This is a genomic window from Marinobacter sp. 1-3A (genome assembly GCF_016597775.1).
Classification (GTDB): Bacteria; Pseudomonadota; Gammaproteobacteria; order Pseudomonadales; family Oleiphilaceae; genus Marinobacter; species Marinobacter xiaoshiensis.
The window spans coordinates 133,793-159,320 of sequence record NZ_VCGZ01000011.1 but is presented as its reverse complement, the minus strand read 5'-3'; the positions used below and the strand labels follow the sequence as shown (position 1 = coordinate 159,320).

At 53.6% G+C, this 25,528-nt stretch carries 38 protein-coding genes and 1 pseudogene; 31 read left to right on the top strand and 8 right to left on the bottom strand.

Going from position 1 to position 25,528, the window contains the following annotated elements:
- From tuf to rplQ, 29 genes and pseudogenes are all read left to right on the top strand, one after another.
- A pseudogene (tuf, locus tag FE848_RS16390) lies at positions 1-344 on the top strand (elongation factor Tu); the annotation flags it as partial.
- 192 nt (positions 345-536) lie between these two features.
- The gene (gene rpsJ / locus FE848_RS16385) at positions 537-848 is read left to right on the top strand and encodes a 30S ribosomal protein S10 (RefSeq protein WP_041341420.1); all 312 of its coding nucleotides are present in this window, start codon (positions 537-539) and stop codon (positions 846-848) included.
- Positions 849-923: 75 nt separating this feature from the next.
- Entirely contained in the window at positions 924-1,562 is a 639-nt protein-coding gene (rplC, locus tag FE848_RS16380; RefSeq protein ID WP_200204927.1) for a 50S ribosomal protein L3, read from the top strand.
- Between the two features lie 11 nt (positions 1,563-1,573).
- Positions 1,574-2,179: a 50S ribosomal protein L4 gene (gene rplD, locus FE848_RS16375; RefSeq protein ID WP_200204926.1), complete on the top strand. Its 606-nt coding sequence runs from the start codon at positions 1,574-1,576 to the stop codon at positions 2,177-2,179.
- Entirely contained in the window at positions 2,176-2,469 is a 294-nt protein-coding gene (rplW, locus tag FE848_RS16370) for a 50S ribosomal protein L23 (RefSeq protein ID WP_200204925.1), read from the top strand. The genes rplD and rplW overlap by 4 nt, the downstream gene beginning before the upstream one ends.
- A 17-nt stretch (positions 2,470-2,486) precedes the next feature.
- A complete protein-coding gene (gene rplB, locus FE848_RS16365; protein ID WP_200204924.1) occupies positions 2,487-3,314 on the top strand; it encodes a 50S ribosomal protein L2 in 828 nt (275 codons plus the stop codon).
- A gap of 23 nt (positions 3,315-3,337) precedes the next feature.
- Positions 3,338-3,613 (top strand): 30S ribosomal protein S19, encoded by a 276-nt coding sequence (rpsS, locus tag FE848_RS16360; protein WP_200204923.1) that lies wholly within the window; start codon positions 3,338-3,340, stop codon positions 3,611-3,613.
- A gap of 17 nt (positions 3,614-3,630) precedes the next feature.
- Positions 3,631-3,963 carry a 50S ribosomal protein L22 gene (rplV, locus tag FE848_RS16355; RefSeq protein WP_100641162.1) on the top strand — a complete coding sequence of 111 codons (333 nt, stop codon included), beginning with the start codon at positions 3,631-3,633 and terminating at the stop codon, positions 3,961-3,963.
- A gap of 11 nt (positions 3,964-3,974) precedes the next feature.
- Entirely contained in the window at positions 3,975-4,658 is a 684-nt protein-coding gene (gene rpsC, locus FE848_RS16350) for a 30S ribosomal protein S3 (protein ID WP_200204922.1), read from the top strand.
- Between the two features lie 12 nt (positions 4,659-4,670).
- A complete protein-coding gene (gene rplP, locus FE848_RS16345; protein ID WP_100641166.1) occupies positions 4,671-5,084 on the top strand; it encodes a 50S ribosomal protein L16 in 414 nt (137 codons plus the stop codon).
- Positions 5,084-5,275, top strand: coding sequence for a 50S ribosomal protein L29 (gene rpmC / locus FE848_RS16340; protein ID WP_096784142.1), 192 nt, complete (start codon positions 5,084-5,086; stop codon positions 5,273-5,275). The genes rplP and rpmC overlap by 1 nt, the downstream gene beginning before the upstream one ends.
- Position 5,276: 1 nt before the next feature.
- Complete coding sequence (gene rpsQ / locus FE848_RS16335) at positions 5,277-5,543, top strand: 30S ribosomal protein S17 (RefSeq protein WP_071267344.1); 267 nt, start codon at positions 5,277-5,279, stop codon at positions 5,541-5,543.
- An 18-nt stretch (positions 5,544-5,561) separates the two neighbouring features.
- The gene (gene rplN, locus FE848_RS16330; protein WP_200204921.1) at positions 5,562-5,930 is read left to right on the top strand and encodes a 50S ribosomal protein L14; all 369 of its coding nucleotides are present in this window, start codon (positions 5,562-5,564) and stop codon (positions 5,928-5,930) included.
- Between the two features lie 17 nt (positions 5,931-5,947).
- The gene (gene rplX, locus FE848_RS16325; protein ID WP_144780220.1) at positions 5,948-6,268 is read left to right on the top strand and encodes a 50S ribosomal protein L24; all 321 of its coding nucleotides are present in this window, start codon (positions 5,948-5,950) and stop codon (positions 6,266-6,268) included.
- A 24-nt stretch (positions 6,269-6,292) separates the two neighbouring features.
- Positions 6,293-6,823 carry a 50S ribosomal protein L5 gene (gene rplE / locus FE848_RS16320; protein WP_410805192.1) on the top strand — a complete coding sequence of 177 codons (531 nt, stop codon included), beginning with the start codon at positions 6,293-6,295 and terminating at the stop codon, positions 6,821-6,823.
- 13 nt (positions 6,824-6,836) lie between these two features.
- Positions 6,837-7,142, top strand: coding sequence for a 30S ribosomal protein S14 (gene rpsN / locus FE848_RS16315; RefSeq protein ID WP_041341451.1), 306 nt, complete (start codon positions 6,837-6,839; stop codon positions 7,140-7,142).
- Positions 7,143-7,231: 89 nt separating this feature from the next.
- Positions 7,232-7,624, top strand: coding sequence for a 30S ribosomal protein S8 (gene rpsH, locus FE848_RS16310; protein ID WP_200204920.1), 393 nt, complete (start codon positions 7,232-7,234; stop codon positions 7,622-7,624).
- A 9-nt stretch (positions 7,625-7,633) separates the two neighbouring features.
- Positions 7,634-8,167 carry a 50S ribosomal protein L6 gene (gene rplF, locus FE848_RS16305; RefSeq protein ID WP_200204919.1) on the top strand — a complete coding sequence of 178 codons (534 nt, stop codon included), beginning with the start codon at positions 7,634-7,636 and terminating at the stop codon, positions 8,165-8,167.
- 9 nt (positions 8,168-8,176) lie between these two features.
- Complete coding sequence (rplR, locus tag FE848_RS16300) at positions 8,177-8,524, top strand: 50S ribosomal protein L18 (protein WP_100641175.1); 348 nt, start codon at positions 8,177-8,179, stop codon at positions 8,522-8,524.
- A 12-nt stretch (positions 8,525-8,536) separates the two neighbouring features.
- Complete coding sequence (gene rpsE, locus FE848_RS16295) at positions 8,537-9,037, top strand: 30S ribosomal protein S5 (RefSeq protein WP_144780214.1); 501 nt, start codon at positions 8,537-8,539, stop codon at positions 9,035-9,037.
- Positions 9,038-9,041: 4 nt separating this feature from the next.
- Complete coding sequence (gene rpmD / locus FE848_RS16290) at positions 9,042-9,230, top strand: 50S ribosomal protein L30 (RefSeq protein ID WP_200204918.1); 189 nt, start codon at positions 9,042-9,044, stop codon at positions 9,228-9,230.
- 1 nt (position 9,231) lies between these two features.
- Positions 9,232-9,666 (top strand): 50S ribosomal protein L15, encoded by a 435-nt coding sequence (gene rplO / locus FE848_RS16285; protein ID WP_200204917.1) that lies wholly within the window; start codon positions 9,232-9,234, stop codon positions 9,664-9,666.
- Positions 9,667-9,683: 17 nt separating this feature from the next.
- Positions 9,684-11,006 (top strand): preprotein translocase subunit SecY, encoded by a 1,323-nt coding sequence (gene secY / locus FE848_RS16280; protein WP_200204916.1) that lies wholly within the window; start codon positions 9,684-9,686, stop codon positions 11,004-11,006.
- A 31-nt stretch (positions 11,007-11,037) separates the two neighbouring features.
- Positions 11,038-11,151, top strand: a complete 114-nt coding sequence (gene rpmJ / locus FE848_RS16275; protein WP_008174902.1) for a 50S ribosomal protein L36 — start codon at positions 11,038-11,040, stop codon at positions 11,149-11,151.
- Between the two features lie 142 nt (positions 11,152-11,293).
- On the top strand, positions 11,294-11,650 hold the full coding sequence (rpsM, locus tag FE848_RS16270; RefSeq protein ID WP_200204915.1) for a 30S ribosomal protein S13: 357 nt from the start codon (positions 11,294-11,296) through the stop codon (positions 11,648-11,650).
- Between the two features lie 13 nt (positions 11,651-11,663).
- Positions 11,664-12,053 carry a 30S ribosomal protein S11 gene (rpsK, locus tag FE848_RS16265; RefSeq protein WP_100641182.1) on the top strand — a complete coding sequence of 130 codons (390 nt, stop codon included), beginning with the start codon at positions 11,664-11,666 and terminating at the stop codon, positions 12,051-12,053.
- A gap of 18 nt (positions 12,054-12,071) precedes the next feature.
- Positions 12,072-12,692 carry a 30S ribosomal protein S4 gene (gene rpsD / locus FE848_RS16260; RefSeq protein ID WP_200204914.1) on the top strand — a complete coding sequence of 207 codons (621 nt, stop codon included), beginning with the start codon at positions 12,072-12,074 and terminating at the stop codon, positions 12,690-12,692.
- A gap of 35 nt (positions 12,693-12,727) precedes the next feature.
- Entirely contained in the window at positions 12,728-13,732 is a 1,005-nt protein-coding gene (locus tag FE848_RS16255; RefSeq protein WP_200204913.1) for a DNA-directed RNA polymerase subunit alpha, read from the top strand.
- 33 nt (positions 13,733-13,765) lie between these two features.
- A complete protein-coding gene (gene rplQ, locus FE848_RS16250) occupies positions 13,766-14,164 on the top strand; it encodes a 50S ribosomal protein L17 (RefSeq protein ID WP_200204912.1) in 399 nt (132 codons plus the stop codon).
- A 200-nt stretch (positions 14,165-14,364) separates the two neighbouring features.
- On the opposite strand, the gene uvrA is transcribed toward rplQ, so the two are convergent.
- Entirely contained in the window at positions 14,365-17,208 is a 2,844-nt protein-coding gene (uvrA, locus tag FE848_RS16245) for an excinuclease ABC subunit UvrA (RefSeq protein WP_200204911.1), read from the bottom strand.
- 177 nt (positions 17,209-17,385) lie between these two features.
- Between uvrA and FE848_RS16240 the strand changes: the two genes are divergently transcribed.
- Positions 17,386-18,756, top strand: coding sequence for an MFS transporter (locus FE848_RS16240; protein ID WP_200204910.1), 1,371 nt, complete (start codon positions 17,386-17,388; stop codon positions 18,754-18,756).
- 57 nt (positions 18,757-18,813) lie between these two features.
- Positions 18,814-19,365: a single-stranded DNA-binding protein gene (ssb, locus tag FE848_RS16235; protein WP_200204909.1), complete on the top strand. Its 552-nt coding sequence runs from the start codon at positions 18,814-18,816 to the stop codon at positions 19,363-19,365.
- A gap of 66 nt (positions 19,366-19,431) precedes the next feature.
- On the opposite strand, the gene FE848_RS16230 is transcribed toward ssb, so the two are convergent.
- The 7 genes from FE848_RS16230 to glnA all read right to left on the bottom strand — a co-directional run bounded on the left by FE848_RS16230 (position 19,432) and on the right by glnA (position 25,173).
- Positions 19,432-19,749, bottom strand: coding sequence for a diguanylate cyclase (locus tag FE848_RS16230; RefSeq protein ID WP_200204908.1), 318 nt, complete (start codon positions 19,747-19,749; stop codon positions 19,432-19,434).
- Complete coding sequence (locus FE848_RS16225) at positions 19,683-20,036, bottom strand: cache domain-containing protein (protein ID WP_200204907.1); 354 nt, start codon at positions 20,034-20,036, stop codon at positions 19,683-19,685. The genes FE848_RS16230 and FE848_RS16225 overlap by 67 nt, the downstream gene beginning before the upstream one ends.
- On the bottom strand, positions 20,024-20,206 hold the full coding sequence (locus FE848_RS16220) for a hypothetical protein (RefSeq protein WP_200204906.1): 183 nt from the start codon (positions 20,204-20,206) through the stop codon (positions 20,024-20,026). The genes FE848_RS16225 and FE848_RS16220 overlap by 13 nt, the downstream gene beginning before the upstream one ends.
- A 36-nt stretch (positions 20,207-20,242) precedes the next feature.
- Complete coding sequence (gene glnG, locus FE848_RS16215) at positions 20,243-21,667, bottom strand: nitrogen regulation protein NR(I) (RefSeq protein WP_200204905.1); 1,425 nt, start codon at positions 21,665-21,667, stop codon at positions 20,243-20,245.
- A complete protein-coding gene (glnL, locus tag FE848_RS16210) occupies positions 21,664-22,761 on the bottom strand; it encodes a nitrogen regulation protein NR(II) (protein ID WP_200204904.1) in 1,098 nt (365 codons plus the stop codon). Before glnL ends, glnG begins: the two co-directional genes overlap by 4 nt.
- Before the next feature lie 280 nt (positions 22,762-23,041).
- A complete protein-coding gene (locus tag FE848_RS16205; protein WP_200204903.1) occupies positions 23,042-23,566 on the bottom strand; it encodes a DUF4124 domain-containing protein in 525 nt (174 codons plus the stop codon).
- Positions 23,567-23,769: 203 nt separating this feature from the next.
- Positions 23,770-25,173 (bottom strand): glutamate--ammonia ligase, encoded by a 1,404-nt coding sequence (gene glnA / locus FE848_RS16200; protein ID WP_200204902.1) that lies wholly within the window; start codon positions 25,171-25,173, stop codon positions 23,770-23,772.
- Between the last annotated feature and the right edge of the window lie 355 nt (positions 25,174-25,528).

Below are 25,528 nucleotides of genomic sequence, written 5' to 3'. Positions count from 1 at the left end.
GTACCAAGCGTGACGACGTTGAGCGTGGTCAGGTTCTGTGTAAGCCGGGCAGCATCAAGCCGCACACCAAGTTCGAGTGTGAAGTATACGTACTGAGCAAGGATGAGGGTGGTCGTCACACTCCGTTCTTCAAGGGCTACCGTCCTCAGTTCTACTTCCGTACGACTGACGTAACTGGTTCCTGTGAATTGCCGGAAGGCGTGGAAATGGTTATGCCTGGTGACAACGTTCAGATGGAAGTAACGTTGATTGCTCCGATCGCCATGGAAGATGGCCTGCGCTTCGCGATTCGCGAAGGCGGTCGTACCGTTGGTGCCGGCGTAGTCGCCAAGATCATCGAGTAAGACGCTCGTTGCATCAGGAAAAGGGGCTGACTTGGTCAGCCCCTTTTTCGGTTTCTGTCGCAACCGCTTCTCCCGATCTGGTCAGCAGTCATCCCTGTTGACAGGGTTGGGTATTATGCATACAATGCGGCTCCTTTTTTTGAAGGTCGGCTTACTAGTTCAGTAGCTGCTACGAGTGGAGTTTGGTGCAACATGCAAAGCCAAAAGATTCGAATCAGGTTGAAGGCGTTTGATTATCGCCTTATCGACCAGTCAACGCAGGAGATTGTCGATACCGCTAAGCGGACCGGCGCTCAAGTGCGTGGACCTATCCCTCTGCCGACGCGGAAGGAGAAGTACACAATTCTGGTTTCCCCGCACGTCAATAAAGATGCGCGCGATCAGTATGAAATTCGTACTCATAAGCGTTTGCTCGACATTGTTGAGCCAACGGAAAAGACAGTAGATGCTTTGATGAAGTTGGACCTGGCAGCAGGTGTAGACGTTCAGATTAGCCTCGGTTAATACCACCCGGTATTGATCTGTGTAACTGTCCTAAGGCCATAGAGGGTGAGAGCCCCGTACACTTAGAGGTGAAACATGGCAATTGGTGTTGTCGGCCGTAAGGCTGGTATGACCCGTATATTTACGGAAGACGGACAGGCTTTGCCTGTTACGGTAATTGAGGTTGATCCTAACCGCATTACTCAGCTCAAAACTCTTGAGAATGATGGCTATCGCGCTGTTCAGGTGACTGTGGGCGCTCGTCGTGCATCACGCGTTACCAAAGCTGAGGCAGGTCATTTTGCCAAGGCCGGCGTAGAGGCGGGTCGGGGAGTTTGGGAGTTTCGACTGGCAGATGGCGAAGGCGAAGACCTGGCTGCTGGCGGCGAAATTGCTGCAACTGTCTTTGAAGACGGTCAGCTTGTGGATGCCACCGGTCAATCCAAGGGTAAGGGTTTCCAGGGTGGCGTTAAGCGCTGGAACTTTGCCATGCAGGACGCAACGCATGGTAACTCCCTATCGCATCGTGCTCCGGGTTCTATTGGTCAGAACCAGACTCCGGGCAAGGTATTCAAGGGCAAAAAGATGGCGGGCCAGATGGGTAATGCGCAAGTAACTGTGCAGAACCTTAAAGTTGTCCGTGTCGACGCCGAGCGCAACCTCCTGCTGATTAGTGGTGCCGTCCCCGGCGCAACTGGCAGTGATGTTGTCATCAAGCCTGCACTTAAAGCCTGAGGAGCGGTTCGATGGAATTGACTATTACAGGTAGTGGCAAGGGAATCTCTGTTTCCGAAGCTGCATTTGCCAAAGATTTTAACGAAGCTCTGGTTCACCAGGTTGTGACTGCTTATATGGCAGCTGGCCGTCAGGGGACCAAGGCTCAGAAAACCCGTTCAGAAGTCAGTGGTGGCGGTAAGAAGCCCTGGCGTCAGAAGGGTACAGGTCGCGCTCGTGCCGGTACTATCCGTAGCCCTATCTGGCGCTCCGGTGGTGTAACTTTCGCTGCCAAGCCTCGCAGCTTTGAGCAGAAAGTTAACCGCAAGATGTATCGTGCCGCGATGTGCTCTATTTTCTCCGAGTTGGTTCGTCAGGAGCGCCTGGTTTTGGTTGACGACTTTGCAGTCGATGCGCCAAAGACCAAGGCCTTCACGTCCAAGCTGGCAGATCTGGGCCTTTCCAATGCCTTGATCCTGACAGAAAGTCTGGAGCATAACTTGCACCTGGCTTCCCGCAACGTGCCTCACGTAGATGTACGTGATGTTGCGGGTCTGGATCCGGTTAGCTTGGTTGCTTACGAAAAGGTCGTGGTAACTGTTCCCGCTCTGAAGAAGATCGAGGAGATGCTGGGATGAATCAGGAACGTATTTATAAGGTCCTTTTGGGGCCTCACGTATCGGAGAAGGCTTCAATGGTCGCCGAGCATGGACAGGTTGTTTTCCGGGTCGCCCCGGACGCCACCAAGCCGGAGATCAGAAAAGCTGTTGAGCAACTGTTCAACGTCACCGTAGAAGGTGTTCAGGTTCTGAATCGTAAGGGCAAGCTTAAGCGCACTGCCCGCGGGTTCGGCAAGCGTAATGACATTCGTAAGGCTTATGTAAAGCTGGCTGAAGGTCAGGACATCGATTTTCTGGATGTGGAATAAGGTAAAGGGGTCGTAATATGCCGATCGTCAAAACCAAGCCAACATCAGCCGGACGCCGTCACGTTGTAAAGCTGTACAACCCAGATTTACACAAAGGGCGCCCTTACGAACCGTTGGTCGAATCGCAAAGCAAGTCGGGTGGTCGTAACAACAACGGCCGTATCACTACCCGTCATATTGGTGGTGGCCACAAGCAGCACTACCGCATAATAGACTTCAAGCGGACCAAAGATGGTATTCCTGCGACAATCGAGCGCATTGAATACGATCCGAACCGCTCTGCGCACATCGCGCTGATCAAATACGCCGATGGCGAGCGTCGTTACATTATCGCTCCCAAGGGTATGCAGATCGGCGAGCCTGTGCGCTCAGGAATCGACGCGCCTATTAAGGTTGGAAGCACATTGCCCCTCCGGAACATGCCGGTTGGTTCTGTGATCCATTGCGTTGAGCTCAAGCCTGGTAAAGGTGCACAGCTGGCTCGCTCTGCGGGCGCATCCGTGCAACTTGTAGCTCGGGAAGGTGCTTATGCGACCATCCGTCTGCGCTCAGGTGAAATGCGAAAGGTGCTTGTAGATTGCCGTGCTACGTTGGGTGAAGTATCCAACAGTGAGCACAGTCTCAAGCGGCTTGGCAAAGCGGGTGCATCACGTTGGCGCGGTAAGCGCCCAACGGTTCGTGGTGTGGCTATGAACCCAGTTGACCACCCACACGGTGGTGGTGAAGGGCGTACCTCTGGCGGACGTCACCCAGTTACTCCTTGGGGTATTCCGACCAAAGGGCATAAGACTCGTAAGAACAAGCGTACTGACAAAATGATAGTACGTCGTCGTTCAGCCAAGTAAACGACCACATAGAGGTAAATGCTGTGCCACGTTCTTTAAAGAAAGGTCCATTCATAGACCTGCATCTGTTGAAGAAGGTCGAGGCAGCTCTGGAAGCGAACGACAAACGACCAATTAAAACCTGGTCGCGTCGTTCCACGATTTTCCCGGAGTTTGTAGGCTTGACCATTGCAGTCCATAACGGCAGGCAACACGTGCCGGTTTTTGTCACCGAAGATATGGTCGGGCATAAACTGGGAGAGTTCGCGGCAACGCGCACTTATCGTGGCCACGCGGCCGACAAGAAAGCTAAACGCTGATTGTGAGGGGAATAGAAATGGAAGTAGCAGCCAAGTATAAGGGCGCTCGCCTCTCAGCTCAGAAAGCACGTCTTGTCGCCGACCAAGTCCGCGGCAAGCCGGTTGAGGACGCCCTGAACATTCTGACTTTCAGCCCTAAGAAGGCGGCGGTGATTATCAAGAAAGCTCTTGAGTCCGCCATCGCTAACGCTGAGCACAACGAAGGTCTGGACGTTGACGAATTGCGGGTTTCCACCGTTATGGTGGATGAAGGCCCGACGCTCAAGCGGATCAAGGCTAGAGCCAAGGGGCGCGCTGACAGAATTATGAAGCGCACCTGTCATATCACCGTCAAGGTCGCCGACAAGTAGGAGATGCTCAGATGGGTCATAAAGTAAATCCAATCGGCTTCCGCCTGGGTGTGATTAAAGAGCACAACTCAGTTTGGTATGCCGATAAAAAGGAATACGCAAAGAACCTGTTGAACGATATTCAGGTTCGCGAATTCCTCGACAAGCGTCTGGTTAAGGCGTCTGTTAGCAAGATTGTGATCGAGCGCCCTGCTCAGAACGCACGTATCACGATCCATACTGCCCGCCCCGGTATAGTTATCGGTAAGAAGGGTGAAGATGTTGATCGTCTGCGTCGTGAAGTCGGCGAGATGATGGGTGTGCCTGTGCACATCAACATCGAAGAAGTCCGCAAGCCGGATCTGGATGCTCGCCTGGTAGCGCAAAACGTTGCCGGACAGCTGGAGCGTCGTGTGATGTTCCGTCGCGCTATGAAGCGCGCGGTACAGAACGCTATGCGTCAGGGAGCCAAAGGCATCAAGATTCAGGTTGGTGGTCGTCTCGGGGGTGCCGAAATTGCGCGTTCCGAGTGGTATCGTGAAGGTCGCGTTCCGCTGCACACTCTGCGTGCAGATATTGATTACGCAACCTACGAAGCGCATACCACTTACGGCATTATTGGCGTCAAGGTATGGATCTTCAAAGGTGAGATTCTTGGTGGTATGGAACAGGTCCGTGCTGACAAGAAAGCCTCTGGGAAGAAAGGTTCTAAGTAAAGGGGCAATCTTATGCTGCAACCAAAACGCACCAAATTTCGCAAGGTAATGAAGGGCCGTAATACCGGTCTTGCTCACCGCGCCAACAAGGTGAGCTTCGGTGAATACGGATTGAAAGCGACGACTCGCGGGCGTATAACTGCGCGCCAGATTGAAGCGGCACGTCGTACCATGACGCGTAAGATCAAGCGTGGCGGGAAGATCTGGATCCGGGTGTTCCCGGACAAGCCGATCACCGGTAAGCCGCTTGAAGTACGTATGGGTAAAGGTAAGGGTTCTGTCGAGTACTGGGTGGCTGAAATTCAGCCAGGCCGGATGCTCTACGAGATGGAAGGTGTTTCTGAAGATATCGCACGCGAAGCCTTCACACTCGCAGCGGCTAAGCTGCCAGTACAGACCACCTTCGTAACGAGGACGGTGATGTGATGAAAGCAACAGAGCTGCGTGAAAAATCAGCCGCGGAGCTGAATAAGGAGCTGATCGATCTCCTGAAGGAGCAGTTCAACCTGCGCATGCGCAAGGCTACTGGTCAGCTCAATCAGTCTCACCTTCTCGCCGGGGTGAAGCGCGACATTGCTCGTGTGAAAACAGTATTGAACGAAAAGGCAGGAAAGTGACATGACCGAAGCTACCCAAACTGCCAGAACTCTTAGCGGCAAGGTCGTGAGCAACAAGATGGAGAAATCCATCGTGGTGTTGGTCGAGCGTCAGGTAAAGCACCCTCTGTACGGTAAGTACATGAAGCGTTCAACCAAGATCCATGCTCACGATGAGAGCAACCAGTGCAATATCGGTGACACTGTGACCATTCAGGAAACCCGCCCGGTCTCCAAGACCAAAAGCTGGGCCCTGGTGGAAGTCACTGAACATGCATCCAAGGTGTAATTCGCCCGGAGAACAACCATGATTCAGACTCAGACAATGCTTGAAGTCGCGGATAACAGTGGTGCGCGTCAGGTGATGTGCATCAAGGTCCTGGGCGGTTCACACCGGCGTTACGCCGCCATTGGGGATATCATCAAGGTGACCGTTAAGGAAGCCATCCCCCGCGGAAAAGTGAAGAAAGGCCAGGTCCTGAAGGCTGTAGTAGTGCGCACCCGCAAGGGTGTTCGCCGTCCCGATGGGTCGCTTATCCGTTTCGACGGCAACGCGGCTGTACTTCTGAACAATCAGGACGCACCCATTGGTACCCGTATCTTCGGACCGGTTACCCGTGAACTGCGAAACGAAAAGTTCATGAAAATTATCTCACTGGCACCCGAAGTACTTTAAAGGACCAGAGGCCGGTTATGAAAAAGATTAAACGAGATGACGAAGTAATCGTCACTACGGGGAAAGACAAAGGCAAACGTGGTAAAGTTCTGAAAGTTCAGGACGATGGCAAGGTAATTGTTTCTGGCATCAATATGATGAAGAAGCACACCAAACCAAACCCGATGTTGGGCACCCCCGGTGGCATCGTCGAAAAAGAAGCGCCTATCCAGGCTTCCAACGTAGCTATTTTTAATCCGCAGACCGGCAAGGCCGATCGTGTTGGCTTCCAGATCAAGGAAGACGGGGCGAAGACGCGGATCTTCAAAGCTACGAAAGAAGCTGTCGATAACCAGTAAGCGGTGGTGGTTACGATGCTTAACATGAAAGAGCAGTACAGCAAGGAAGTGGTACCCGCCCTGCAGAAAGAGTTCGGTTTCAAGAACGTCATGCAGGTGCCGCGTATCGAAAAGATTACCCTGAACATGGGTGTCGGCGAAGCTGTCGGTGACAAAAAGCTGATTGAGAATGCTGTGGCAGATTTAGAGCGCCTGGCAGGACAAAAAGTGGTTGTTACTACAGCGCGTAAGTCCGTTGCGGGTTTCAAAATCCGTGAAGGATGGCCGATCGGTTGTAAAGTTACCCTGCGCGGTGAGCGTATGTGGGATTTCTTTGATCGCCTGGTTCACATTGCGGTTCCCCGTATTCGTGACTTCCGTGGTCTTAATCCCAAGTCCTTTGACGGGCGCGGTAACTACAGCATGGGTGTGCGTGAGCAGATCATCTTCCCGGAGATCGAGTACGACAAAGTCGACAAGATCCGCGGGCTGGATATCACCATTACCACCAGTGCCCGTACCGACGACGAAGGTCGCGAGCTGCTGAAAGCTTTCGGCTTTCCGTTCAAGAAATAAAGGAACGAGAGTAATGGCTAAGGTTTCAATGAAAAACCGTGAGCTGAAGCGCGAACAAACCGTTGCGAAATTTGCAGCGAAGCGTGCTGAGCTCAAGGCGATTATCAAGAACCCAAATACCAGCGATGATGACCGTTGGGATGCACAGATGAAGCTCCAGCAGCTTCCTCGTGATGCTTCTCCATCGCGTCTTCGTAATCGTTGCCAGGTGACTGGTCGTCCCCATGGCGTTCTGCGCAAGTTCGAACTTTCACGGATTAAGCTCCGTGAATACGGCATGCGTGGCGACGTTCCGGGCCTGACCAAGGCAAGCTGGTAAGATAGGTATCCTGGCTTAGGTCAGGATGCCTGTTGGTAAGCGGTGCGGCGCGCCGCTGCACAACTAAAAAGATCAGGAGCCTCATACCAATGAGTATGCAAGACACGCTTGCGGATATGGTAACCCGTATACGCAACGCCCAGATGGCATCGAAAGCAGACGTTACGATGCCATCTTCAAAAATGAAGATCTCAGTAGCCCAGGTTCTTAAGGACGAGGGCTATGTTGCAGATTTTTCCGTTACAGCCGATGTAAAGCCTGAGTTGACCATCACGCTCAAGTATTTCGGTGGCAAGCCGGTTATTGAACAGATTAAGCGGGTAAGCCGCCCAAGTCTGCGTCAGTACAAAGGCGCTGGGGAACTGCCGAAGGTATCCGGTGGTTTAGGAGTCGCGATAGTCTCTACGTCCAAGGGCGTAATGACTGACCGCGCCGCACGAGCTGCTGGCGTGGGTGGCGAAGTCATCTGCACCGTATTCTAGGAGAATCACATGTCCAGGGTTGCCAATAATCCTGTCGTGCTGCCTTCCGGTGTTGAGGTTAAGCTGAACGGCCAGGAAATTAGTGTTAAGGGCTCCAAAGGAGCTCTTGAATTTTCGATTCACCAAGCGGTTGAAGTAAAACAGGAAGAAAATCTTCTGCGTTTTGCTGCTCGCGATGGTGCCCAAAAGTCCCGCGCTCTTGCTGGTACAACCCGCGCGCTGGTCAACAATATGGTGACCGGTGTATCCGCAGGCTTCGAGCGTAAGCTCCAGCTGGTCGGTGTTGGTTATCGGGCCCAGGCGCAAGGTACGAAGCTCAATTTGACACTGGGTTTTTCTCATCCGGTTTCTTATGAGCTGCCCGAGGGGATTACCGTTGAAACTCCGTCCAATACGGAAGTAGTTATTCGCGGTATCGACAAGCAACAGGTTGGCCACGTCGCTGCAGAAATCCGCGCGTTCCGTCCGCCCGAGCCTTACAAGGGCAAAGGTGTTCGGTATGCGGATGAGCAGGTAAGACGCAAAGAAGCCAAGAAGAAATAAGGCGGGACTATGAGCGCGAATAACGAAAGATTGCGTCGCGCACGCAAAGTGCGCATGAAGATCCGTGAGCTGGGTACGACACGTTTGTGCGTTCACCGCACTCCGCGTCACATGTATGCTCAGGTTACGACAGCAGATGGCAGCCAGGTTTTAGCCACTGCCTCCACGTTGGATAAGGAATTGCGCCAGGGTGCAACCGGTAACGTGGATGCCGCCAAGAAGGTTGGTCAGCTGATTGCTGAGCGTGCCAAGGCGGCAGGTGTGGAGCAGGTTGCATTTGACCGCTCCGGTTACCGTTATCACGGACGCGTTCAGGCTTTGGCCGACGCAGCTCGTGAAGCTGGCTTGCAATTCTAAGAGGTGGAGAAGATGAGCGTTAACGATCAGAAGGCGCCTGAGCTCCAGGAAAAGCTGGTTCAGGTGAATCGCGTTGCTAAAGTGGTCAAGGGCGGTCGCGTATTTGCGTTCACCGCGCTGAGCGTTGTTGGCGACGGAAAAGGACGCGTTGGCTTTGGCCGCGGCAAGGCACGTGAAGTGCCAGTTGCGATTCAGAAGGCGATGGAAGCTGCACGTAAGAACATGGTAGACATTCCGCTCGACGGTACTACCCTGCAGTACGCAGTGCGGGCCCAGCATGGTGGCTCCAAGGTGTACATGCAGCCGGCGTCTGAAGGTACAGGTATTATTGCCGGTGGTGCAATGCGTGCTGTGTTGGAAGTTGCAGGGGTTCAGAACGTACTGTCCAAGTGTTACGGGTCTACCAACCCGGTGAACGTGGTACGTTCCACCATCAAGGGTCTTCAGGCTACTCAAGCGCCTGAAGATATTGCAGCCAAGCGCGGTAAATCCGTCGAAGAAATTCTGGGTTGAAGTCATGGCGAACGCAAATACGATCAAAGTAACTCTGACCCGCAGCCCAATTGGCTGCCAGCCCAAGCACAAGCTTTGTGTAAAGGGCCTGGGTCTTCGTAAAATCGGTCATACCGTTGAAGTAGAGGATACCCCTTCTATTCGCGGCATGATCAACCGGGTTAATTACCTGGTTCGGGTTGAGGAGAACTAAGATGCGTCTGAACGAGCTTAGTCCAGAGCCCGGTTCACGTCCTTCCGGCAAGCGTGTTGGTCGTGGTATCGGTAGCGGCCTCGGTAAAACCGGTGGTCGTGGTCACAAGGGTCTGAAATCCCGTTCCGGTGGCAGTGTTGCCCCTGGTTTCGAGGGTGGTCAGCAGCCTTTGGCTCGTCGTCTGCCGAAGTTTGGCTTTACATCGCGCCAACAGCGTTATGTTGCCGAAATTCGACTGAACGAATTGGCCAAAGTTGAAGGCGATATTGTGGATCTTGCAGCACTTAAGAAAGCTGACATCATCCGCGAAGAAATTCGCGAAGCTAAGGTTATCCTGTCGGGCGAACTTGACCGCGCAGTAACTGTAAAGGGACTTCGTGTAACCAAAGGCGCGCGCGAGGCAATTTCTGCCGCGGGTGGCAAAGTCGAAGACTAAGGCGAGTCGAGGACTAAATGGCGAAGAACGCATCATTGCCTGCGGGCGCGGGAAAAGGACTTGCTGAGCTGAAATCAAGGCTCTGGTTTGTCTTCCTGGCATTGCTGGTGTACCGGATCGGTGCCCACATTCCGGTGCCTGGAGTTAACCCCGACCGTTTGGCGGCACTGTTTGAGCAGAATCAGGGCACGATCCTGAGTATGTTCAACATGTTCTCAGGTGGTGCGCTCGAGCGCATGAGTATCTTCGCTCTCGGTATCATGCCGTATATCTCTGCCTCAATTATCATGCAGCTCATGACTGCGGTAAGCCCGCAGCTTGAGCAGCTGAAAAAGGAAGGTGAGGCTGGTCGTCGCAAGATAAGCCAGTATACGCGCTACGGTACGGTTCTCCTGGCTCTGGTTCAGGGTTTTGGTATTTCTGTTGGTTTGGCCTCTCAGGGCGTCACCTTTAACGATAGTTTCAGCTTCCACTTTGTGGCAGTGGTCTCTTTTGTGAGTGGTGCTGTCTTCATGATGTGGCTGGGTGAACAGATTACTGAGCGGGGTGTCGGTAATGGCATCTCCCTGCTGATTTTTGCAGGCATTGTTGCCGGTCTCCCCGGCGCAATCGGCCAGACTCTGGAGCAGGCTCGTAACGGCGAAATGAGCCTGTTGGTGGTTCTGGGTATCGGTATCCTTGCGATTGCAGTAGTTGGCTTCGTGGTGTTCATGGAGCGTGGTCAGCGTCGTCTGACTATCAACTATGCAAAACGACAGCAGGGGCGCCGCGTGTTTGCTCAGCAATCCAGTCATTTGCCTTTGAAGGTAAATATGGCCGGGGTCATCCCGCCCATCTTTGCTTCGTCCATCCTGCTTTTTCCGGCTTCGCTCGGGCAGTGGTTTGGGCAAGGTGAAGGCATGGAGTGGCTCAGTGATATTTCCCAGGCATTGGCGCCAAGCCAGCCGTTATACATTATTCTGTTTGCAGCAGCGGTGGTATTCTTCTGCTTCTTCTATACAGCTTTGATGTATAACCCGAAAGAAGTTGCGGATAATCTCAAGCGCTCTGGCGCGTTTATACCGGGCATTCGTCCTGGCGATCAGACAGCCAAATACATTGATGGCGTTCTGACTCGTCTGACCCTGTTCGGTGCAATGTACATTGCAGCAGTTTCTCTGTTCCCTCAGTTTCTGATGGTGGCCGGGAATGTTCCGTTCTATTTGGGCGGCACCTCACTGCTGATTGTTGTAGTCGTGGTGATGGATTTCATGGCGCAGGTTCAGTCGCACCTGATGTCGCATCAGTATGAATCGCTGATGAAGAAATCCAATCTCAAGGGCTATGGACGGAACGGGTAACACCCGTTCCCCTTGAAAACTGGAGTCGACAATGAAAGTACGCGCTTCGGTAAAGAAAATTTGCCGTAACTGCAAAGTAATTCGTCGCAATGGCTCAGTAAGAGTCATTTGCTCGGAGCCTCGCCACAAGCAGCGTCAGGGCTGATTCCTTCGGGAACTAACCTGGTTGCAAAAGAGGTTCGTAATGATGGCGCTTGACTCGATGCCGAGTCAGGCGCTATTATTTCGCGCCCCATTTTTGTGGCGGAAAATTCACACAGCAAAGCTTTGAACGCGGAGTAATTTGGATGGCACGTATAGCCGGTGTCAATATACCCGATCACAAACATGCTGTTATCTCGCTGACCTACATCTTTGGTGTTGGCAAGACAACAGCCCAGAAGCTTTGCGATGCAACCGGTGTTAAGCCGGACGTCAAGGTCAAAGACCTGTCCGACGAGCAGCTTGAGACACTTCGTACCGAAGTGGGTAAAGTAATCGTTGAAGGCGATCTGCGTCGTGAAGTACAGATGAACATTAAGCGTTTGAAGGATCTCGGATGTCACCGTGGTCTGCGCCACCGTCATGGACTTCCCGTCCGTGGTCAGCGCACAAAGACCAACGCACGCACCCGTAAAGGTCCTCGCAAACCTATTCGTAAGTAACAGGTAGGCAAACATGGCAAAGCCAGGTACACGTACCCGTAAAAAGGTGAAAAAGACCGTTGTTGATGGCGTCGCGCACGTACACGCTTCCTTCAACAACACGATCGTGACCATTTCTGACCGTCAGGGCAACGTCCTGTCCTGGGCCACTTCTGGTGGTTCCGGTTTTCGTGGGTCACGTAAGAGCACACCTTTTGCTGCGCAGGTAGCAGCTGAAAGAGCCGGTAACGCGGCTGCTGAATACGGCCTTAAAAACCTGGACGTAGAGGTTAAGGGTCCCGGGCCCGGACGTGAGTCTGCAGTTCGTGCGTTGAACTCGTGCGGCTACAAGATCACTAACATCACAGATGTGACGCCGATTCCCCATAACGGCTGTCGTCCGCCTAAAAAGCGCCGCGTCTAACACAGGAGACAGTGAATTATGGCTCGTTATATAGGCCCGAAATGCAAACTGTCTCGTCGTGAAGGGACAGATCTTTTTCTGAAGAGCGGTGTTCGCGCGCTGGATTCCAAGTGCAACATCGAGACTCCACCAGGTATGCACGGCGCACGTCGCGGTCGTCTGTCTGAATATGGCGTTCAGCTTCGTGAAAAACAGAAGGTTCGTCGTATTTACGGTGTGCTGGAAAAGCAATTCCGCAACTATTACAAAGAAGCGGCTCGTCTGAAGGGCGCAACGGGTGAAAACCTGCTGCAACTTCTTGAAACGCGTCTTGATAACGTTGCATACCGCATGGGTTTTGGTTCTACCCGTGCTGAATCCCGTCAGCTCGTCTCTCACAAGGCGATTCTGGTTAACGACAAGGTAGTGAATATTCCTTCCTACAAGGTCAAGCCAGGCGATGTTGTGAGCGTGCGTGAAAAAGCCAGAAACCAGCTGCGCGTTAAAGGCGCCCTGGAACTGTCTGCAAGCCGTGCACCGGTGAGCTGGGTAGAGGTCGACGCCACTAAGATGTCCGGCGTTTACAAATCAGTGCCTGAGCGCACTGAATTGCCGGCCGACATCAACGAGAACCTCATCGTCGAGCTTTACTCCAAGTAAAGCCTGATAAGCAACGATAGTAGATAGGGGCGTCTATGCAGCGTTCAGTACAAGAGTTATTGACACCTCGTACCATTGACGTGAAAGAATCGAGTGCGATGCGTGCCAAAGTTACTCTGGAGCCTCTGGAAAGAGGTTTTGGACACACTTTGGGAAGTGCACTTCGCCGCATTCTCTTGTCATCGATGCCGGGCTGCGCTGTTACTGAAGCGCAGATTGACGGTGTCTTGCACGAGTACAGCGCGATTGAAGGTGTCCAGGAAGACGTTATTGAGATTCTTCTGAATCTCAAGGGCGTTGCGGTCAAAATGAACGGTCGGGACGACACTGAGCTAACCCTCAGTAAGAAAGGCCCGGGCGTCGTTACAGCTGGTGATATCAAGCTGGATCACGACGTTGAGATTTCCAACCCGGATCATGTTATCTGTCACCTGAGTGAAAAGGGTGAAGTGAACATGCGTCTGCGTGTTGCTCGCGGTCGCGGCTATGAGCCGGCTGACCAGCGTGGTCTCGATGAAGATGAAACCCGCGCCATCGGCCGCCTGCAGCTGGATGCAACCTTCAGTCCGGTTCGCCGTGTAGCCTACTCAGTGGAAAGTGCACGGGTAGAGCAACGTACCGATCTGGACAAGCTGGTTATTGATCTGGAAACGAATGGCACAATTGATCCGGAAGAAGCAATTCGCCGGGCAGCCACCATTCTCCAGCAGCAACTGGCAGTATTTGTCGATTTTGATCATGAAAAAGAGCCTGAGCGTGTAGAGGAAGAGGAAGAAATTGATCCGATTCTGCTGCGCCCGGTTGATGATCTGGAATTGACGGTACGTTCGGCTAACTGCTTGAAGGCTGAAAATATTTACTACATCGGTGATCTGATCCAGCGCACAGAAGTTGAGCTGTTGAAGACGCCTAACCTTGGTAAGAAGTCGCTCACGGAGATCAAGGACGTTTTGGCGTCCCGTGGTTTGTCTCTGGGGATGCGTCTTGATAACTGGCCACCGGCTAGCCTTCGCGGCGACGACCGGGTTCTGGGCGGTTGATTGCCGATTAGTTTAAGGTAAGGAATCAGAGCAATGCGTCATCGTAAGAGTGGTCGTAAGTTCAGCAGGACCAGTGCGCATCGCAAGGCCATGTTTCGTAACATGACTGCGTCACTGGTTGGTCATGAGCTGATTAAAACAACGCTGCCGAAAGCCAAAGAGCTTCGTCGTGTAGCGGAGCCTTTGATCACGCTCGCCAAAGTAGATTCGGTAGCGAATCGTCGTCTGGCGTTTTCCCGCCTGCGCGACGACGCAGCGGTAGCCAAGCTGTTTAATGAGCTTGGCCCCCGTTACAATGAGCGTCCGGGTGGTTACCTTCGTATTCTGAAGTGTGGCTTCCGTGCTGGCGACAATGCCCCTATGGCATTTGTTGAGCTGGTAGGTCGTCCGTTGGACATCGAAGCAGAAGAAGTGGACGAAGGCGACGAGTAATATCGTTGGCTAGTCTTTAAAAAGCCGGATTCCGAGAGGGGTCCGGTTTTTTTGTGTCTGGAGTTTGGTGCAACTGCTCGCGCTTAGGAGGCTGGCCCGGGGTGGTGGGTTCATTTTCTTTGGAAAAATAACTCGCTTCGCTCAGACATCTTTTTCCGGCAGAAAATGAACCCACCACCCCAGGCCGAACATACTTTGTGCTAGTTTCCTTTTTGGCCCAGCATTGGTTTCAGGTAGCGACCGGTATGGGACGCAGGGTTTTCTGCAACCTCCTCCGGCGTACCTTCTGAAATAATCTGACCGCCCCCTGAACCACCTTCCGGGCCCAGGTCGATAACCCAGTCTGCTGTTTTTATTACGTCCAGGTTGTGCTCGATAACCACGATGGTGTTGCCGTGGTCTCTCAGGCGTTGCAGCACGTTAAGCAGCTGCTGGATGTCGTAGAAGTGCAATCCCGTAGTTGGTTCGTCGAGTATGTACAGGGTTTTACCCGTGTCGCGCTTTGAGAGCTCTTTGGCGAGCTTTACGCGCTGGGCCTCGCCGCCAGACAGGGTGACTGCGCTCTGTCCAAGGCGGATGTATGAGAGGCCTACATCGATGAGTGTTTGCAGCTTTCTGGCGAGGAAGGGGACGGCATCGAAAAACTCCCGTCCTTCTTCAACGGTCATGCTTAACACTTCATTGATGTTCTTGCCCTTGTACCGAACCTCGAGTGTCTCACGGTTATAGCGTTTGGCTTTGCACACATCGCAGGGGACGTATACGTCTGGCAGGAAGTGCATTTCTACCTTGATCATGCCGTCGCCCTGGCAGGCTTCGCAGCGGCCGCCTTTGACGTTGAATGAAAAGCGCCCCGGCTTGTACCCCCGCGAGCGAGCTTCTTGAGTTCCAGCGAAGAGTTCGCGGATTGGGGTGAACAGGCCAGTATAGGTGGCCGGGTTGGAGCGTGGGGTGCGTCCGATTGGGCTTTGATCTATATCGATCACTTTGTCCAGTTGGTCGAGGCCGGTTAGTGCTTTGTACGGTGCGGCGGTCAGGCTGGTTGCTTTGTTCAGCTTGGCAGCGGCTACCGGGTAAAGTGTGCTGTTTATCAGTGTAGATTTGCCGGAGCCAGATACACCCGTTACGCAGGTCATGATACCTAGTGGCAAGGTTAGTGTGACATCTTGCAGGTTATTGCCAGTGGCGCCGGTTAGAGTCAGGGTTTGGCCGTTTCCTTTATTCCGGATTGCCGGTACGGCTATTTCTTTGGCTCCGCTGAGGTATTGGCCTGTCAGTGAGTCCGGATTTGCAAGTATGTCCGCAGGGGTGCCTTGGGCGATTATCTGGCCGCCGTGCACGCCGGCACCTGGCCCGATATCGATAACATGGTCGGCCGCCCGAATTGCGTCTTCATCGTGCTCGACAACGATAACGGTGTTGCCCAGATCGCGAAGATGGGTGAGGGTGCTCAGCAAGCGATCATTGTCGCGCTGATGAAGCCCGATAGATGGCTCATCCAGAATGTACATGACCCCCACGAGGCCAGCGCCGATTTGGCTGGCAAGTCGGATTCGCTGGGCTTCGCCGCCAGACAAGGTGTCTGCGCTGCGTTCCAGTGTCAGGTACTCAAGTCCTACGTTCACCAGAAATTGCAGGCGCTGCCGGACTTCCTTGGTGATCTTTTCGGCGATCTCGCCTTTACGGCCGGGCAGATCGAGAGTGTCGAAATAGGTATAGGCTTCGCCTATTGGAAGGCGGGTGAGGTCGGAAATGTTGTGATCTTCAATAAACACGTGGCGAGCGCTGCGCCTGAGTCGTGAGCCGCCACACTCCTTGCATGGCTGGGTGCTGAGGTGCCTTGCCAACTCCTCGCGCACACTTTGGGAGTCTGTTTCCCGATAACGGCGTTCGAGGTTTGGAATAATGCCCTCGAAGGAGTGGGCACGTTCCATGATCTGGCCACGGGAGTTCACGTAGCGAAACGGAATTTCGTCAGTGCCTGAGCCAAAAAGGAGCATTGTCCTGAAGTCTTCCGGGAGTTCCTCCCAGGGTGTTTCAAGGTCGATGTTGTAGTGCTCGGCTATGTTACCCAGCATCTGGAAGTAATAGACCGCCCGCCGATCCCAGCCTTTGATGGCGCCAGCTGCAAGGGTGGATTCAGGGTGCTGGACAATTTTCTCGGCATCAAAGAATTGTTTCACACCCAAGCCGTCGCAAGTGGGGCAGGCTCCGGCCGGGTTATTGAAGGAAAACAGTTTGGGCTCGAGTTCGCTTAGTGCGTAACCACATTGTGTGCACGCGTATTTCGCTGAGAAGGTCTGTTCTTCACTCTCGCTGCCTGTGTCGGCATCCATAGGTGCAACAAGCGCGATGCCATCAGCAAGCCCCAATGCTGTCTCAAAGCTCTCAGCCAACCGTTGTTCCTGGCCGGGCTTTACCTTGAAGCGGTCCACTACTACGTCAATCTGGTGTTTACGTTTCTTGTCGAGTGCCGGTACATCATCAATGTCGTAAACGATTCCATCGACTCGCAACCGGATAAACCCCTGGCTGCGCATGGTCTCTACAACCTGCAGGTGCTCACCTTTACGGTCACGGATCACCGGCGCAAGGATCATGAGCTTGCTGTCCTCGGGCATCGCCAGCACTTGATCTACCATCTGGCTTACTGTTTGGGCTTCGAGGGCTTGCCCGTGTTCCGGGCATCGGGGTTCCCCCGCCCGGGCAAACATCAGTCGCAGGTAATCGTAGATTTCAGTAATAGTGCCGACTGTCGAGCGAGGGTTGTGGGAAGTGGACTTCTGCTCGATCGAGATGGCAGGGGAAAGCCCTTCGATGTGATCTACATCGGGTTTCTCCATCATCGACAGGAACTGGCGAGCGTAGGTGGACAGGGATTCCACATAGCGCCGCTGACCTTCAGCGTACAGCGTATCGAATGCCAGGGACGATTTGCCTGAGCCGGATAGCCCGGTGATGACGATCAGTTTGTCCCTCGGGATATCCAGGTCGATGTTCTTCAGGTTGTGGGTACGTGCCCCTTTGATCTGGATATGATCCATAACACCTCGCGTGGAGAAAAAACGGGAATTATACCGTGTTACGCCGGCTGCGGCGAAAGTGTCGGTAAAGTTGTAGCTGTGCCTCGCTGGGGCACCTTCTGTTACAATGCGCCGCCTGCGAAAAATATGTTCGTTCGTATGTTTGTGTTTATAACCCCGAGAGAGGAGCCTACTGCCATGAATTCGCTGGAAAAACGCTCCGTATTTGCGCTGGCATCAGTGTATGCCGTGCGTATGCTCGGGTTATTCATGATCATGCCGGTATTCATGTTGCTGGGTGACGGCCTTGAGGGCGCAACTCCTGCACTGCTAGGTTTTGCTATTGGTGCTTACGGCCTGAGTCAGGCCTTGTTGCAGATTCCTTTTGGCCTGCTTTCAGATCGTGTCGGACGCAAGCGCATGATCTATATTGGCCTGCTTCTGTTTGCCGCAGGCAGCATACTGGCAGGTTCCGCGGATTCAATATACGTTGTTATCGCTGGACGGATTCTTCAGGGTGCCGGAGCGATTGCCAGTGTGCTCATGGCATTGCTCAGTGACCTTACCCGAGAAGAGCAGCGAACCAAAGCCATGGCCACCGTTGGCATCTCAATTGGGCTGTCATTCTCCGTGTCTCTGGTACTTGGCCCTTTGCTGGGCTCAGCTTGGGGGTTGTCCGGGATTTTCTACGCGACGGCGGTGCTGGCGCTTGTAGCGTTGCTTATCGTAAGTCGTGTGGTACCTACGCCTCATCAGCACAAGGCCAGCGCTGATACTCACCCTGCTAAAGCTATGCTGGGGCGGGTTTTGTCCGATAAACGCCTATTAAGACTCGATTTTGGCATTTTCGCTCTGCACCTGGTGCTCACTTCGTTGTTTTTGGTGTTTCCTTCTGTATTGCAGAATCAGCTCGGGCTTGCCAGCAGCTCGCACTGGTGGTTTTACCTGAGTGTGATGATCACCTCATTTTTTGCCATGGTGCCCTTTATCATTATTGGCGAGAAAAAACGCATGATGAAGCCTGTGCTCTGTGGCGCTATTGCGCTCCTTGCCGTGGCGACGGCGGGGCTGTCCAAAGTGTCCGCTGGCCTGGTCTTCGCCTGGGTTGTGATGTTTTTCTTTTTTATGGCCTTCAATTTGCTGGAAGCCAGCCTCCCTTCGCTGATCAGTAAAGAGGCGCCGGCGGCCAGTAAAGGAACGGCTATGGGCGTGTATTCTACCTCTCAGTTTATGGGTGCCTTCATGGGCGGAGCCTTTGGTGGCTACCTGCTGCAGCAGGTTGGAGTTGAAGGGGTTGTCTGGTTTATGGTGGCGATTTTGGGGCTGTGGTTACTGGTTGCTTTGACCATGCCTGCGCCGGGTCACACCTCAGGTTTCGTGGTACAGTTGCGGGACATGGTCAGCGACCAGTACGACTATGTTGATGGCAGTCTGCGCCGCTTGCCGGGTGTGCAGGATGTGGTCATTATTGAAAACGCTGCCACAGCCTATCTTAAGGTGGATCGACAGCACTTTGATGAGACGTTACTTGCGGATTTTCCATTCGTCCGCCAGGGTAGCAATTCTTGAAATCCGGAGGCTCGCAAGGAGTGCGAGTGTCGCTGAAAACAGAATCAGGAGCAGAACATGGCAAGAGGCGTAAACAAAGTTATTCTTATCGGGAATCTCGGGCAGGATCCGGATACTCGATACACCCCCAACGGCAATGCCGTGGTAAACCTGACTCTTGCAACCGACGAGAGCTACAAGGATCGCCAGACCGGCCAGATGGTTCCGAAAACCGAATGGCACCGCATCGTCATGTTTGGAAAGATTGCGGAGATTGCTGGTCAGTACCTGCGTAAAGGCTCCAAAGTCTATATCGAAGGTAAGCTGCAAACGCGCAAATGGCAGAACAAGGAAGGCCAGGATGTTTACACTACTGAGGTGGTTGTCGACATTAATGGCCAGATGCAGATGCTGGATAGTCGTAGTGGTGGCGAAGGTGGAATGAGTCAAGGCGCACCGGCCGGTCGTCCTCAGCAGCAATCGGCACCTTCTGCCCAGCCCCAGAATAATCCCCCGCAGTCTGGTGGTTACAATCAGGGTTATAATCAGGGCCAAAATCAAGGCCAGCCAGCACAGGGAAGCAGCATGCCTGAGCCGGTGGATGATTTTGATGACGATATACCGTTCTAGCCGGCAATTCGTCTAAAAAATGTTCACAAAAACCATAAAGCCCCATTTGTTGGGGCTTTATGGTTTTTAGGGTTTGATTGTGGCTTGTGTCAGCTCGTTGACCATAACCCTGTTCCTACCTGCGCGCTTGGCCGCGTAAAGAGCGGCATCGGCTGCGGCAAACCAGTCTTCTTTCTTGTAGCCGTCCCTATGAGCAGCCACGCCCGCGCTAATGGTTACAGGGGCGCCTTCGCTACCCGGTATTTCAATCTCGTCAGCGACCCGTTGGCGTAGCTTTTCTGCAATTTTATAACCGGTTTCTTCGTTTGCACCGGGTATTAGAATCGCGAACTCCTCACCGCCATAGCGGCCAACAACATCATGGTTTCGGGCCTGCTCCTGCATGATGCGCCCCAGATCTGCAAGCACTGCGTCGCCTGCCAGACGGCATCATCCACGCGTTCGTCGCGGATCAGGATTGCCACATCGGAACCAATGGCCGTGCTTATCGAGTCAATGAGCGTACTGAACGACGTGCCCACCTCCAGTGCGCCAACTTGCTTTTCGGGGTCGCTGAAACTGAAGATGGGTACAACACCCCGCAGCCCGGCATATATTCGACCAAGTTCAAACCCTTGGCGGGGTTGCCCATCGCGGTTTACATCCACAACCAGGTGTCTTAACTCATCCATGTCGTTGCCAGCGCAACCTGAAAGGTTTTTTGCGACTGCTGACCTTCCTGCGAGAGGGCTGCTTGCAGTGTATGTTTGTCACTGAAATAGTTGATGATGACAAAGACCGCCTCGCTCACAAGTATGATCAGCGAAACGATCAGGAAGATCTTGTTGTGCGCTTTTGTCATGGCAATGAAGTCTTTAGATGCAGGGATGTTAAGAGCTTATTCTTCCTCTGTGCGATCCATGCCCAATTCGTTGATTTTCCGAGTCAGTGTGTTTCGCCCCCAGCCCAGAAGAACAGAAGCATCGCGGCGTTTCCCTCCGGTATATTCAAGAGCTGTCTCAATCATGATTTTTTCAAATTCTGGCATGGCGGATTCGAGTATGGCGGTTTCTCCGCGCCTGAGTTCCTGGTGCGCCCAATTCTTCAGCCCCTCCTGCCAAGTGGCACCAGCTATAGGCTGCTCGCTCTGGTGACGAAGTTCGGGAGGCAGGTCATTAATATGCACCTCGCGGCCACTGGCCATAACCGTCAACCATCGGCAGACATTCTCTAACTGACGTACGTTGCCGGGCCATGGCAAGGTGGTCAGGTAACTCTGGGTCTCCGGGCGCAGAATCTTTGGCTCAACCTTCAGCTCATTGGCAGCCCGTAGCAAGAAGTGTTGCATAAGCCTGGGAATGTCTTCGCGGCGCTCGGCCAGCTTTGGCAGGTGCACGCGAATAACATTCAGGCGGTGGAACAGGTCTTCCCGGAATTCCCCGGACTCAACGAGCTTCTCCAGATTCTGGTGGGTAGCAGCGATGATGCGCACATCAACCTTGACGGGCGTGGTGCCGCCAACCCGATAGAATTCGCCGTCAGCCAGAACTCTCAGCAGGCGAGTTTGGGTGTCGCCTGGCATGTCGCCAATTTCATCAAGAAACAGTGTGCCGCCGTTAGCTTGCTCGAATCGTCCCTGGCGTATAGCGGAAGCACCGGTGAAGGCCCCTTTCTCATGGCCAAAGAGTTCAGACTCTATAAGGTCTCTGGGAATGGCCGCCATGTTCAGGGCAATGAAGGGAAGTTGGGCTCTGGGGCTGTGATTGTGCAGCGCCTGAGCGACCAGTTCTTTACCTGTTCCGCTTTCACCGTTGATCAAAACAGTGATGTTGGAGTGTGACAGCCGGCCTATGGCCCGAAAAACCTCCTGCATGGCAGGGGCTTCGCCGATGATTTCTGTGCTGTGCTTAAGTTCTTCTGTTTTGGGTTCTGAGTCTGCCCGCTTTTCATGGCTGTGAGCTACGGCACGCAATGCCAGTGCAACGGCGTCGTCTACGTCAAAGGGCTTTGGAAGGTACTCGAAAGCCCCGGTCTGATAGCTGGTGACTGCGCTTTCCAGGTCGGAATGAGCCGTCATGATAATAACAGGTATGTCCGGATGCGCTTCTGCGATTCGTGAAAGAAGGGTTATACCATCTACGCCGGGCATGCGGATGTCGCTGATGATGGCGTCAGGCTGCTCCTGGGACAGCCGCTTCATGATGGTTTCGCCACTTTCGAAAGCAGTAGGCTGTAAGCCAGCCTGCAATAGGGCGCGCTCGAGCACCCAGCGAATACTGCGATCGTCATCGACGATCCAGACCTTGGCAGATTTCTGGCTCATATGGTGCCCTCCAGAGGCAGGAAGATAATGAAGTCTGTCTGGCCCGGCTCACTCTCACACTCAACCAGTCCGTGGTGCTGACCGATAATGCTTTGGGTAATGGACAGCCCGAGCCCGGTGCCGTTAGCGCGACCGCTTATCATCGGATAAAAAATATTCTGGCGCAGCTCAGGGGCTATTCCCGGACCGTTATCGATGATGTCTACACGGCACGCAAGACGGTAACGATTGGGGCCAATGGATACCTGCCTCAGGGCACGTGTGCGAAATGTGATGGTGGGTGTTTTATCGGTGCCAAAGTGTTTGGCAGGGCTTTCAAATGCCGCTTCCATCGCATTGCGTGCAATGTTGAGAAACGCTTGAATTAACAGCTCCTTGTCGCCGGAAAGCTCTGGCAGGCTGGGGTCGTAATCTCGCTGGAACACAACTTTGCCTTTGCTTTCGGCTTCCAGCAGAGTGCGCACGCGCTCAAGAATTTCATGGATGTTGACGGGGGCGAGTTTCAGAGCCTTGTTGGGGCCAAGCATACGGTCAACGAGGCCGCGCAAGCGATCGGCTTCATCAATGATTACCCGTGTATATTCCCGGAGGCCTTCGCTGCCCAGTTCCCGGTCAAGCAGTTGTGCGGCGCCGCGAATTCCCCCAAGAGGGTTCTTTATCTCGTGGGCCATGCCCCGCACCAGGATGCGGGTGGTTTCCTGTTGAGCGATCAGGTCTTCTTCGCGGCTTATTCGAAGCAGGCGATCTCTGGGTTGGATTTCTACCAGCAATGCGGCGGGTGACTGGTCCAGGGGTGACACAGAGTAGTCCACCATTCTCAGCGAGCCGCTGGCCATCAGGAATTCGGTTTCCCGGCGCGTGTACGATTGGTTGCTTGCCGCCGCTTTACGCAGGGTTCTGAAGGCCTCGTCTGAGTCCAGCAATATGTCGCTGAATGCAAGGCCTGCACTGCGAGTCAAGCTGGTTTCAAACAGATTTTCGGCAGCAGGGTTCAGGTAGCGTATTGTCAGATTGCGCTCCAGCACAACAACGGCTGTGGAGAGGCTGTCCAGCATGTTTTTGAATTGGTTTGCAGATGCCGGGAGGTATTCCATGGGTGCGTCCTGTTGACTAAGGCGAGATAGGCTGGGTGCCACTTGGTCAGTAACTCCCTGGGCCCTTTCTGGCCGCGATAACAGAATGCAGCAAAAACCGAACCAGTTTCGATGAGTTGATGGTTAAGTATGTAAACCTGCCATCAAGGACGCTGGGCGCGGCTGTGAGCAGGTGCAGCCAGAACAACAGGGGAGCGGACAGGTCGACGTATTACGCCTCTGCTATCCGCATCATTATTGCACTATTGCTGGGCGGGCGCACCAAAACGGTGCGCCTGTGTCAGTTCTGAACAGAAGGGCGGTGGATGGTGAAGCGTACAGGGCTGCCGGTTTTAATCTGAACGCCGTTTCTGTCTACAATATGAATGCCGGCCTCATGGGTGCCGCGAAACACGTTGCGAACGGTGACAGAGCCAGATGTGCTCTGGCCAACGGGTTGGCCATCCAGGGTTACTTCATATTTATGGCCTGGCGCAAGCGCGGGTGAGCTGCTCATTTCGAACTGCACATCGCCGTTGCCCGAGTGGAATGCCTGCTCGTTTTCAGGATAAGTGAGAGAAACACTTTCATAAATTGAGCCTTCCCGCTCCACATCTTCTCGCAGTTTTTCAGTTTCCTGAACATTTTGCGGTTTTGGAAGGGTGATGGTCGTGACGGGTTTCACTTTGACCTTTTCTGCACCTTTTGAAGGCTCATCAGAGAAAGTGACGTTACCCTGGGCGTCCACGTTGCGGTACACCTCTGCTGTGACCGGCCCTGCGATCAGGAGCATCAGCCCCACGGTGATTCCAAGCCTTGTGTTCATAAATGCAGCCTGCAGTAGTATGTGTTTTGATTATCAATGGCCAGGCAGGCCTTTTCAATGTGGCAATGGGGAGATGATGATTACATATCGTTAAGAGCTGCGGTGTTGTGTCGAGGATCACAAAAAAGCCCCGCTTGTGAGAGCGGGGCTTCAGCTACGGCTATTCAGTGCCAGTGCAGTTGTTTAGAAACTGCGGAAAGGCTTTAGCAAGAATAGTAGAGCTCGAACTCAACCGGGTGAGTGGTCATGTTGATGCGCTCAACCTCACCGCGCTTCAGGTCGATATAGCCCTGAATCATATCTTCCGTAAACACGCCGCCGCGGGTCAGGAATTCATGGTCTTCTTTCAGGGCGTCCAGCGCTTCCTGCAGGGTTTCAGCAACCTTGGGGATGCTCAGCGCTTCTTCTTTTGGCAGGTCGTAAAGGTCCTTGTCCATGGCATCGCCAGGGTGGATTTTGTTCTGGATGCCATCAAGACCGGCCATCATCAGCGCAGCAAACGCCAGGTATGGGTTGGCCGCTGGATCAGGGAAGCGAACTTCCACGCGGCGGGCTTTCGGGCTGGTAACATACGGAATGCGGATGGATGCGGAACGGTTGCGCGCAGAGTAGGCCAGCATAACCGGTGCTTCGTAGTGCGGAACCAGTCGCTTATAGCTGTTTGTGGCCGGGTTGGTGAACGCGTTCAGGGCCCTGGCATGCTTGATGATACCGCCAACGTAGAACAGTGCCATTTCACTCAGGCCAGCATAGCTATCGCCTGCAAACAGGTTTTTGCCGTCTTTGTTCAAGCTCATGTGAACGTGCATGCCGGAGCCGTTATCGCCGACAACTGGCTTGGGCATAAATGTAGCCGTTTTGCCGTAGGCGTGGGCTACGTTGTGCACGCAGTATTTAAGAATCTGAACTTCGTCAGCTTTTTTGGTCAGGGTGTTGGGGCCTACGCCGATTTCACACTGGCCGGCTGTGCCCACCTCGTGGTGATGCACCTCAATAACCAGGCCCATGGACTCCATGGCCGCGCACATTGCTCCCCGCAGATCGTGCAGGCTGTCGACTGGTGGCACGGGGAAGTAACCGCCTTTCACGCCCGGGCGGTGGCCGATGTTGTTGCCATTAAAGTCGTCGCCAGAAACCCAAGCTGCTTCTTCAGAGTGAAGCGAGTACATGGAGCCCTGCATGTCGGTCTTCCATTTGGCGGAGTCAAACACGAAAAATTCCGGCTCCGGGCCAAACAAGGCGCCGTCTGCGATACCTGTGGATTTGAGATATTCCTCTGCCCGGCGGGCAACAGAGCGGGGGTCGCGCTCGTAGCCTTGCATGGTAGACGGCTCAACGATGTCGCAGGTAATGTTGACGGTGCTTTCTTCTGTGAAGGGGTCAAGAACGGAGCTGCTGTCATCTGGCATCAGAATCATGTCGGATTCGTTGATGCCTTTCCAGCCGGCAATGGAGGAGCCGTCAAACATCTTTCCATCAGCAAAGAAGTCTTCATTGACTTCGGTTGCAGGTATGGTGACATGCTGCTCTTTACCGCGGCTGTCCGTGAAACGCATATCAACCCATTTCACTTCGTGCTCTTTGATCAAATCAACTGTCTTGGACATGTGCATGCTCCGTAAGTAATCCCGCACCGCGGGCGTATTCGTGATCGGTGTTCCGGATGGTTCTGTGGCGCTGACTTCCGGTCTGGTATACAGGTCTGCGCAGCTTAGCAAAAGCTGTTGGCTCTTACCTTCACATTTGCGCTGTGCAGAAGGTTAAAAAACCTGATGGCTGGAATAAAGCAAGGTGCTTGCCAGTTTTAGCTGGTAGTTCTGAATCAGTTCGTTTATCGACAGCCATGGCGCCTTTGGGCGGCATTCGGAGCCGGGACCAAATGGCGTGATTGGCTTAACGGGCGTATTGTGCGCCATAATAGTGCGCACACTAAGGGTGGGCTCACCGCGGCGCACCAAGATA

Bases quoted from the DNA above. Each gene is read 5' to 3' on its own strand.
- secY (WP_200204916.1), top strand. From the start codon at position 9,684: ATGGCGAAGAACGCATCATTGCCTGCGGGCGCGGGAAAAGGACTTGCT.
- glnG (WP_200204905.1), bottom strand. From the start codon at position 21,667: ATGAGCCAGAAATCTGCCAAGGTCTGGATCGTCGATGACGATCGCAGT.
- rpsN (WP_041341451.1), top strand. From the start codon at position 6,837: ATGGCTAAGGTTTCAATGAAAAACCGTGAGCTGAAGCGCGAACAAACC.
- rpsC (WP_200204922.1), top strand. From the start codon at position 3,975: ATGGGTCATAAAGTAAATCCAATCGGCTTCCGCCTGGGTGTGATTAAA.
- rpsK (WP_100641182.1), top strand. From the start codon at position 11,664: ATGGCAAAGCCAGGTACACGTACCCGTAAAAAGGTGAAAAAGACCGTT.
- rpmJ (WP_008174902.1), top strand. From the start codon at position 11,038: ATGAAAGTACGCGCTTCGGTAAAGAAAATTTGCCGTAACTGCAAAGTA.
- glnL (WP_200204904.1), bottom strand. From the start codon at position 22,761: ATGGAATACCTCCCGGCATCTGCAAACCAATTCAAAAACATGCTGGAC.
- rplQ (WP_200204912.1), top strand. From the start codon at position 13,766: ATGCGTCATCGTAAGAGTGGTCGTAAGTTCAGCAGGACCAGTGCGCAT.
- rplF (WP_200204919.1), top strand. From the start codon at position 7,634: ATGTCCAGGGTTGCCAATAATCCTGTCGTGCTGCCTTCCGGTGTTGAG.
- rpsE (WP_144780214.1), top strand. From the start codon at position 8,537: ATGAGCGTTAACGATCAGAAGGCGCCTGAGCTCCAGGAAAAGCTGGTT.
- FE848_RS16240 (WP_200204910.1), top strand. From the start codon at position 17,386: ATGAATTCGCTGGAAAAACGCTCCGTATTTGCGCTGGCATCAGTGTAT.
- rpsM (WP_200204915.1), top strand. From the start codon at position 11,294: ATGGCACGTATAGCCGGTGTCAATATACCCGATCACAAACATGCTGTT.
- rplW (WP_200204925.1), top strand. From the start codon at position 2,176: ATGAATCAGGAACGTATTTATAAGGTCCTTTTGGGGCCTCACGTATCG.
- rpsJ (WP_041341420.1), top strand. From the start codon at position 537: ATGCAAAGCCAAAAGATTCGAATCAGGTTGAAGGCGTTTGATTATCGC.
- rpsH (WP_200204920.1), top strand. From the start codon at position 7,232: ATGAGTATGCAAGACACGCTTGCGGATATGGTAACCCGTATACGCAAC.
- glnA (WP_200204902.1), bottom strand. From the start codon at position 25,173: ATGTCCAAGACAGTTGATTTGATCAAAGAGCACGAAGTGAAATGGGTT.
- FE848_RS16220 (WP_200204906.1), bottom strand. From the start codon at position 20,206: ATGACAAAAGCGCACAACAAGATCTTCCTGATCGTTTCGCTGATCATA.
- FE848_RS16255 (WP_200204913.1), top strand. From the start codon at position 12,728: ATGCAGCGTTCAGTACAAGAGTTATTGACACCTCGTACCATTGACGTG.
- rplV (WP_100641162.1), top strand. From the start codon at position 3,631: ATGGAAGTAGCAGCCAAGTATAAGGGCGCTCGCCTCTCAGCTCAGAAA.
- FE848_RS16205 (WP_200204903.1), bottom strand. From the start codon at position 23,566: ATGAACACAAGGCTTGGAATCACCGTGGGGCTGATGCTCCTGATCGCA.
- rplO (WP_200204917.1), top strand. From the start codon at position 9,232: ATGCGTCTGAACGAGCTTAGTCCAGAGCCCGGTTCACGTCCTTCCGGC.
- rplN (WP_200204921.1), top strand. From the start codon at position 5,562: ATGATTCAGACTCAGACAATGCTTGAAGTCGCGGATAACAGTGGTGCG.
- uvrA (WP_200204911.1), bottom strand. From the start codon at position 17,208: ATGGATCATATCCAGATCAAAGGGGCACGTACCCACAACCTGAAGAAC.
- FE848_RS16225 (WP_200204907.1), bottom strand. From the start codon at position 20,036: ATGGATGAGTTAAGACACCTGGTTGTGGATGTAAACCGCGATGGGCAA.
- ssb (WP_200204909.1), top strand. From the start codon at position 18,814: ATGGCAAGAGGCGTAAACAAAGTTATTCTTATCGGGAATCTCGGGCAG.
- FE848_RS16230 (WP_200204908.1), bottom strand. From the start codon at position 19,749: ATGCAGGAGCAGGCCCGAAACCATGATGTTGTTGGCCGCTATGGCGGT.
- rplB (WP_200204924.1), top strand. From the start codon at position 2,487: ATGCCGATCGTCAAAACCAAGCCAACATCAGCCGGACGCCGTCACGTT.
- rpsD (WP_200204914.1), top strand. From the start codon at position 12,072: ATGGCTCGTTATATAGGCCCGAAATGCAAACTGTCTCGTCGTGAAGGG.
- rplX (WP_144780220.1), top strand. From the start codon at position 5,948: ATGAAAAAGATTAAACGAGATGACGAAGTAATCGTCACTACGGGGAAA.
- rpsQ (WP_071267344.1), top strand. From the start codon at position 5,277: ATGACCGAAGCTACCCAAACTGCCAGAACTCTTAGCGGCAAGGTCGTG.
- rpmC (WP_096784142.1), top strand. From the start codon at position 5,084: ATGAAAGCAACAGAGCTGCGTGAAAAATCAGCCGCGGAGCTGAATAAG.
- rplD (WP_200204926.1), top strand. From the start codon at position 1,574: ATGGAATTGACTATTACAGGTAGTGGCAAGGGAATCTCTGTTTCCGAA.
- rplE (WP_410805192.1), top strand. From the start codon at position 6,293: ATGAAAGAGCAGTACAGCAAGGAAGTGGTACCCGCCCTGCAGAAAGAG.
- rplR (WP_100641175.1), top strand. From the start codon at position 8,177: ATGAGCGCGAATAACGAAAGATTGCGTCGCGCACGCAAAGTGCGCATG.
- rpmD (WP_200204918.1), top strand. From the start codon at position 9,042: ATGGCGAACGCAAATACGATCAAAGTAACTCTGACCCGCAGCCCAATT.
- rplC (WP_200204927.1), top strand. From the start codon at position 924: ATGGCAATTGGTGTTGTCGGCCGTAAGGCTGGTATGACCCGTATATTT.
- rplP (WP_100641166.1), top strand. From the start codon at position 4,671: ATGCTGCAACCAAAACGCACCAAATTTCGCAAGGTAATGAAGGGCCGT.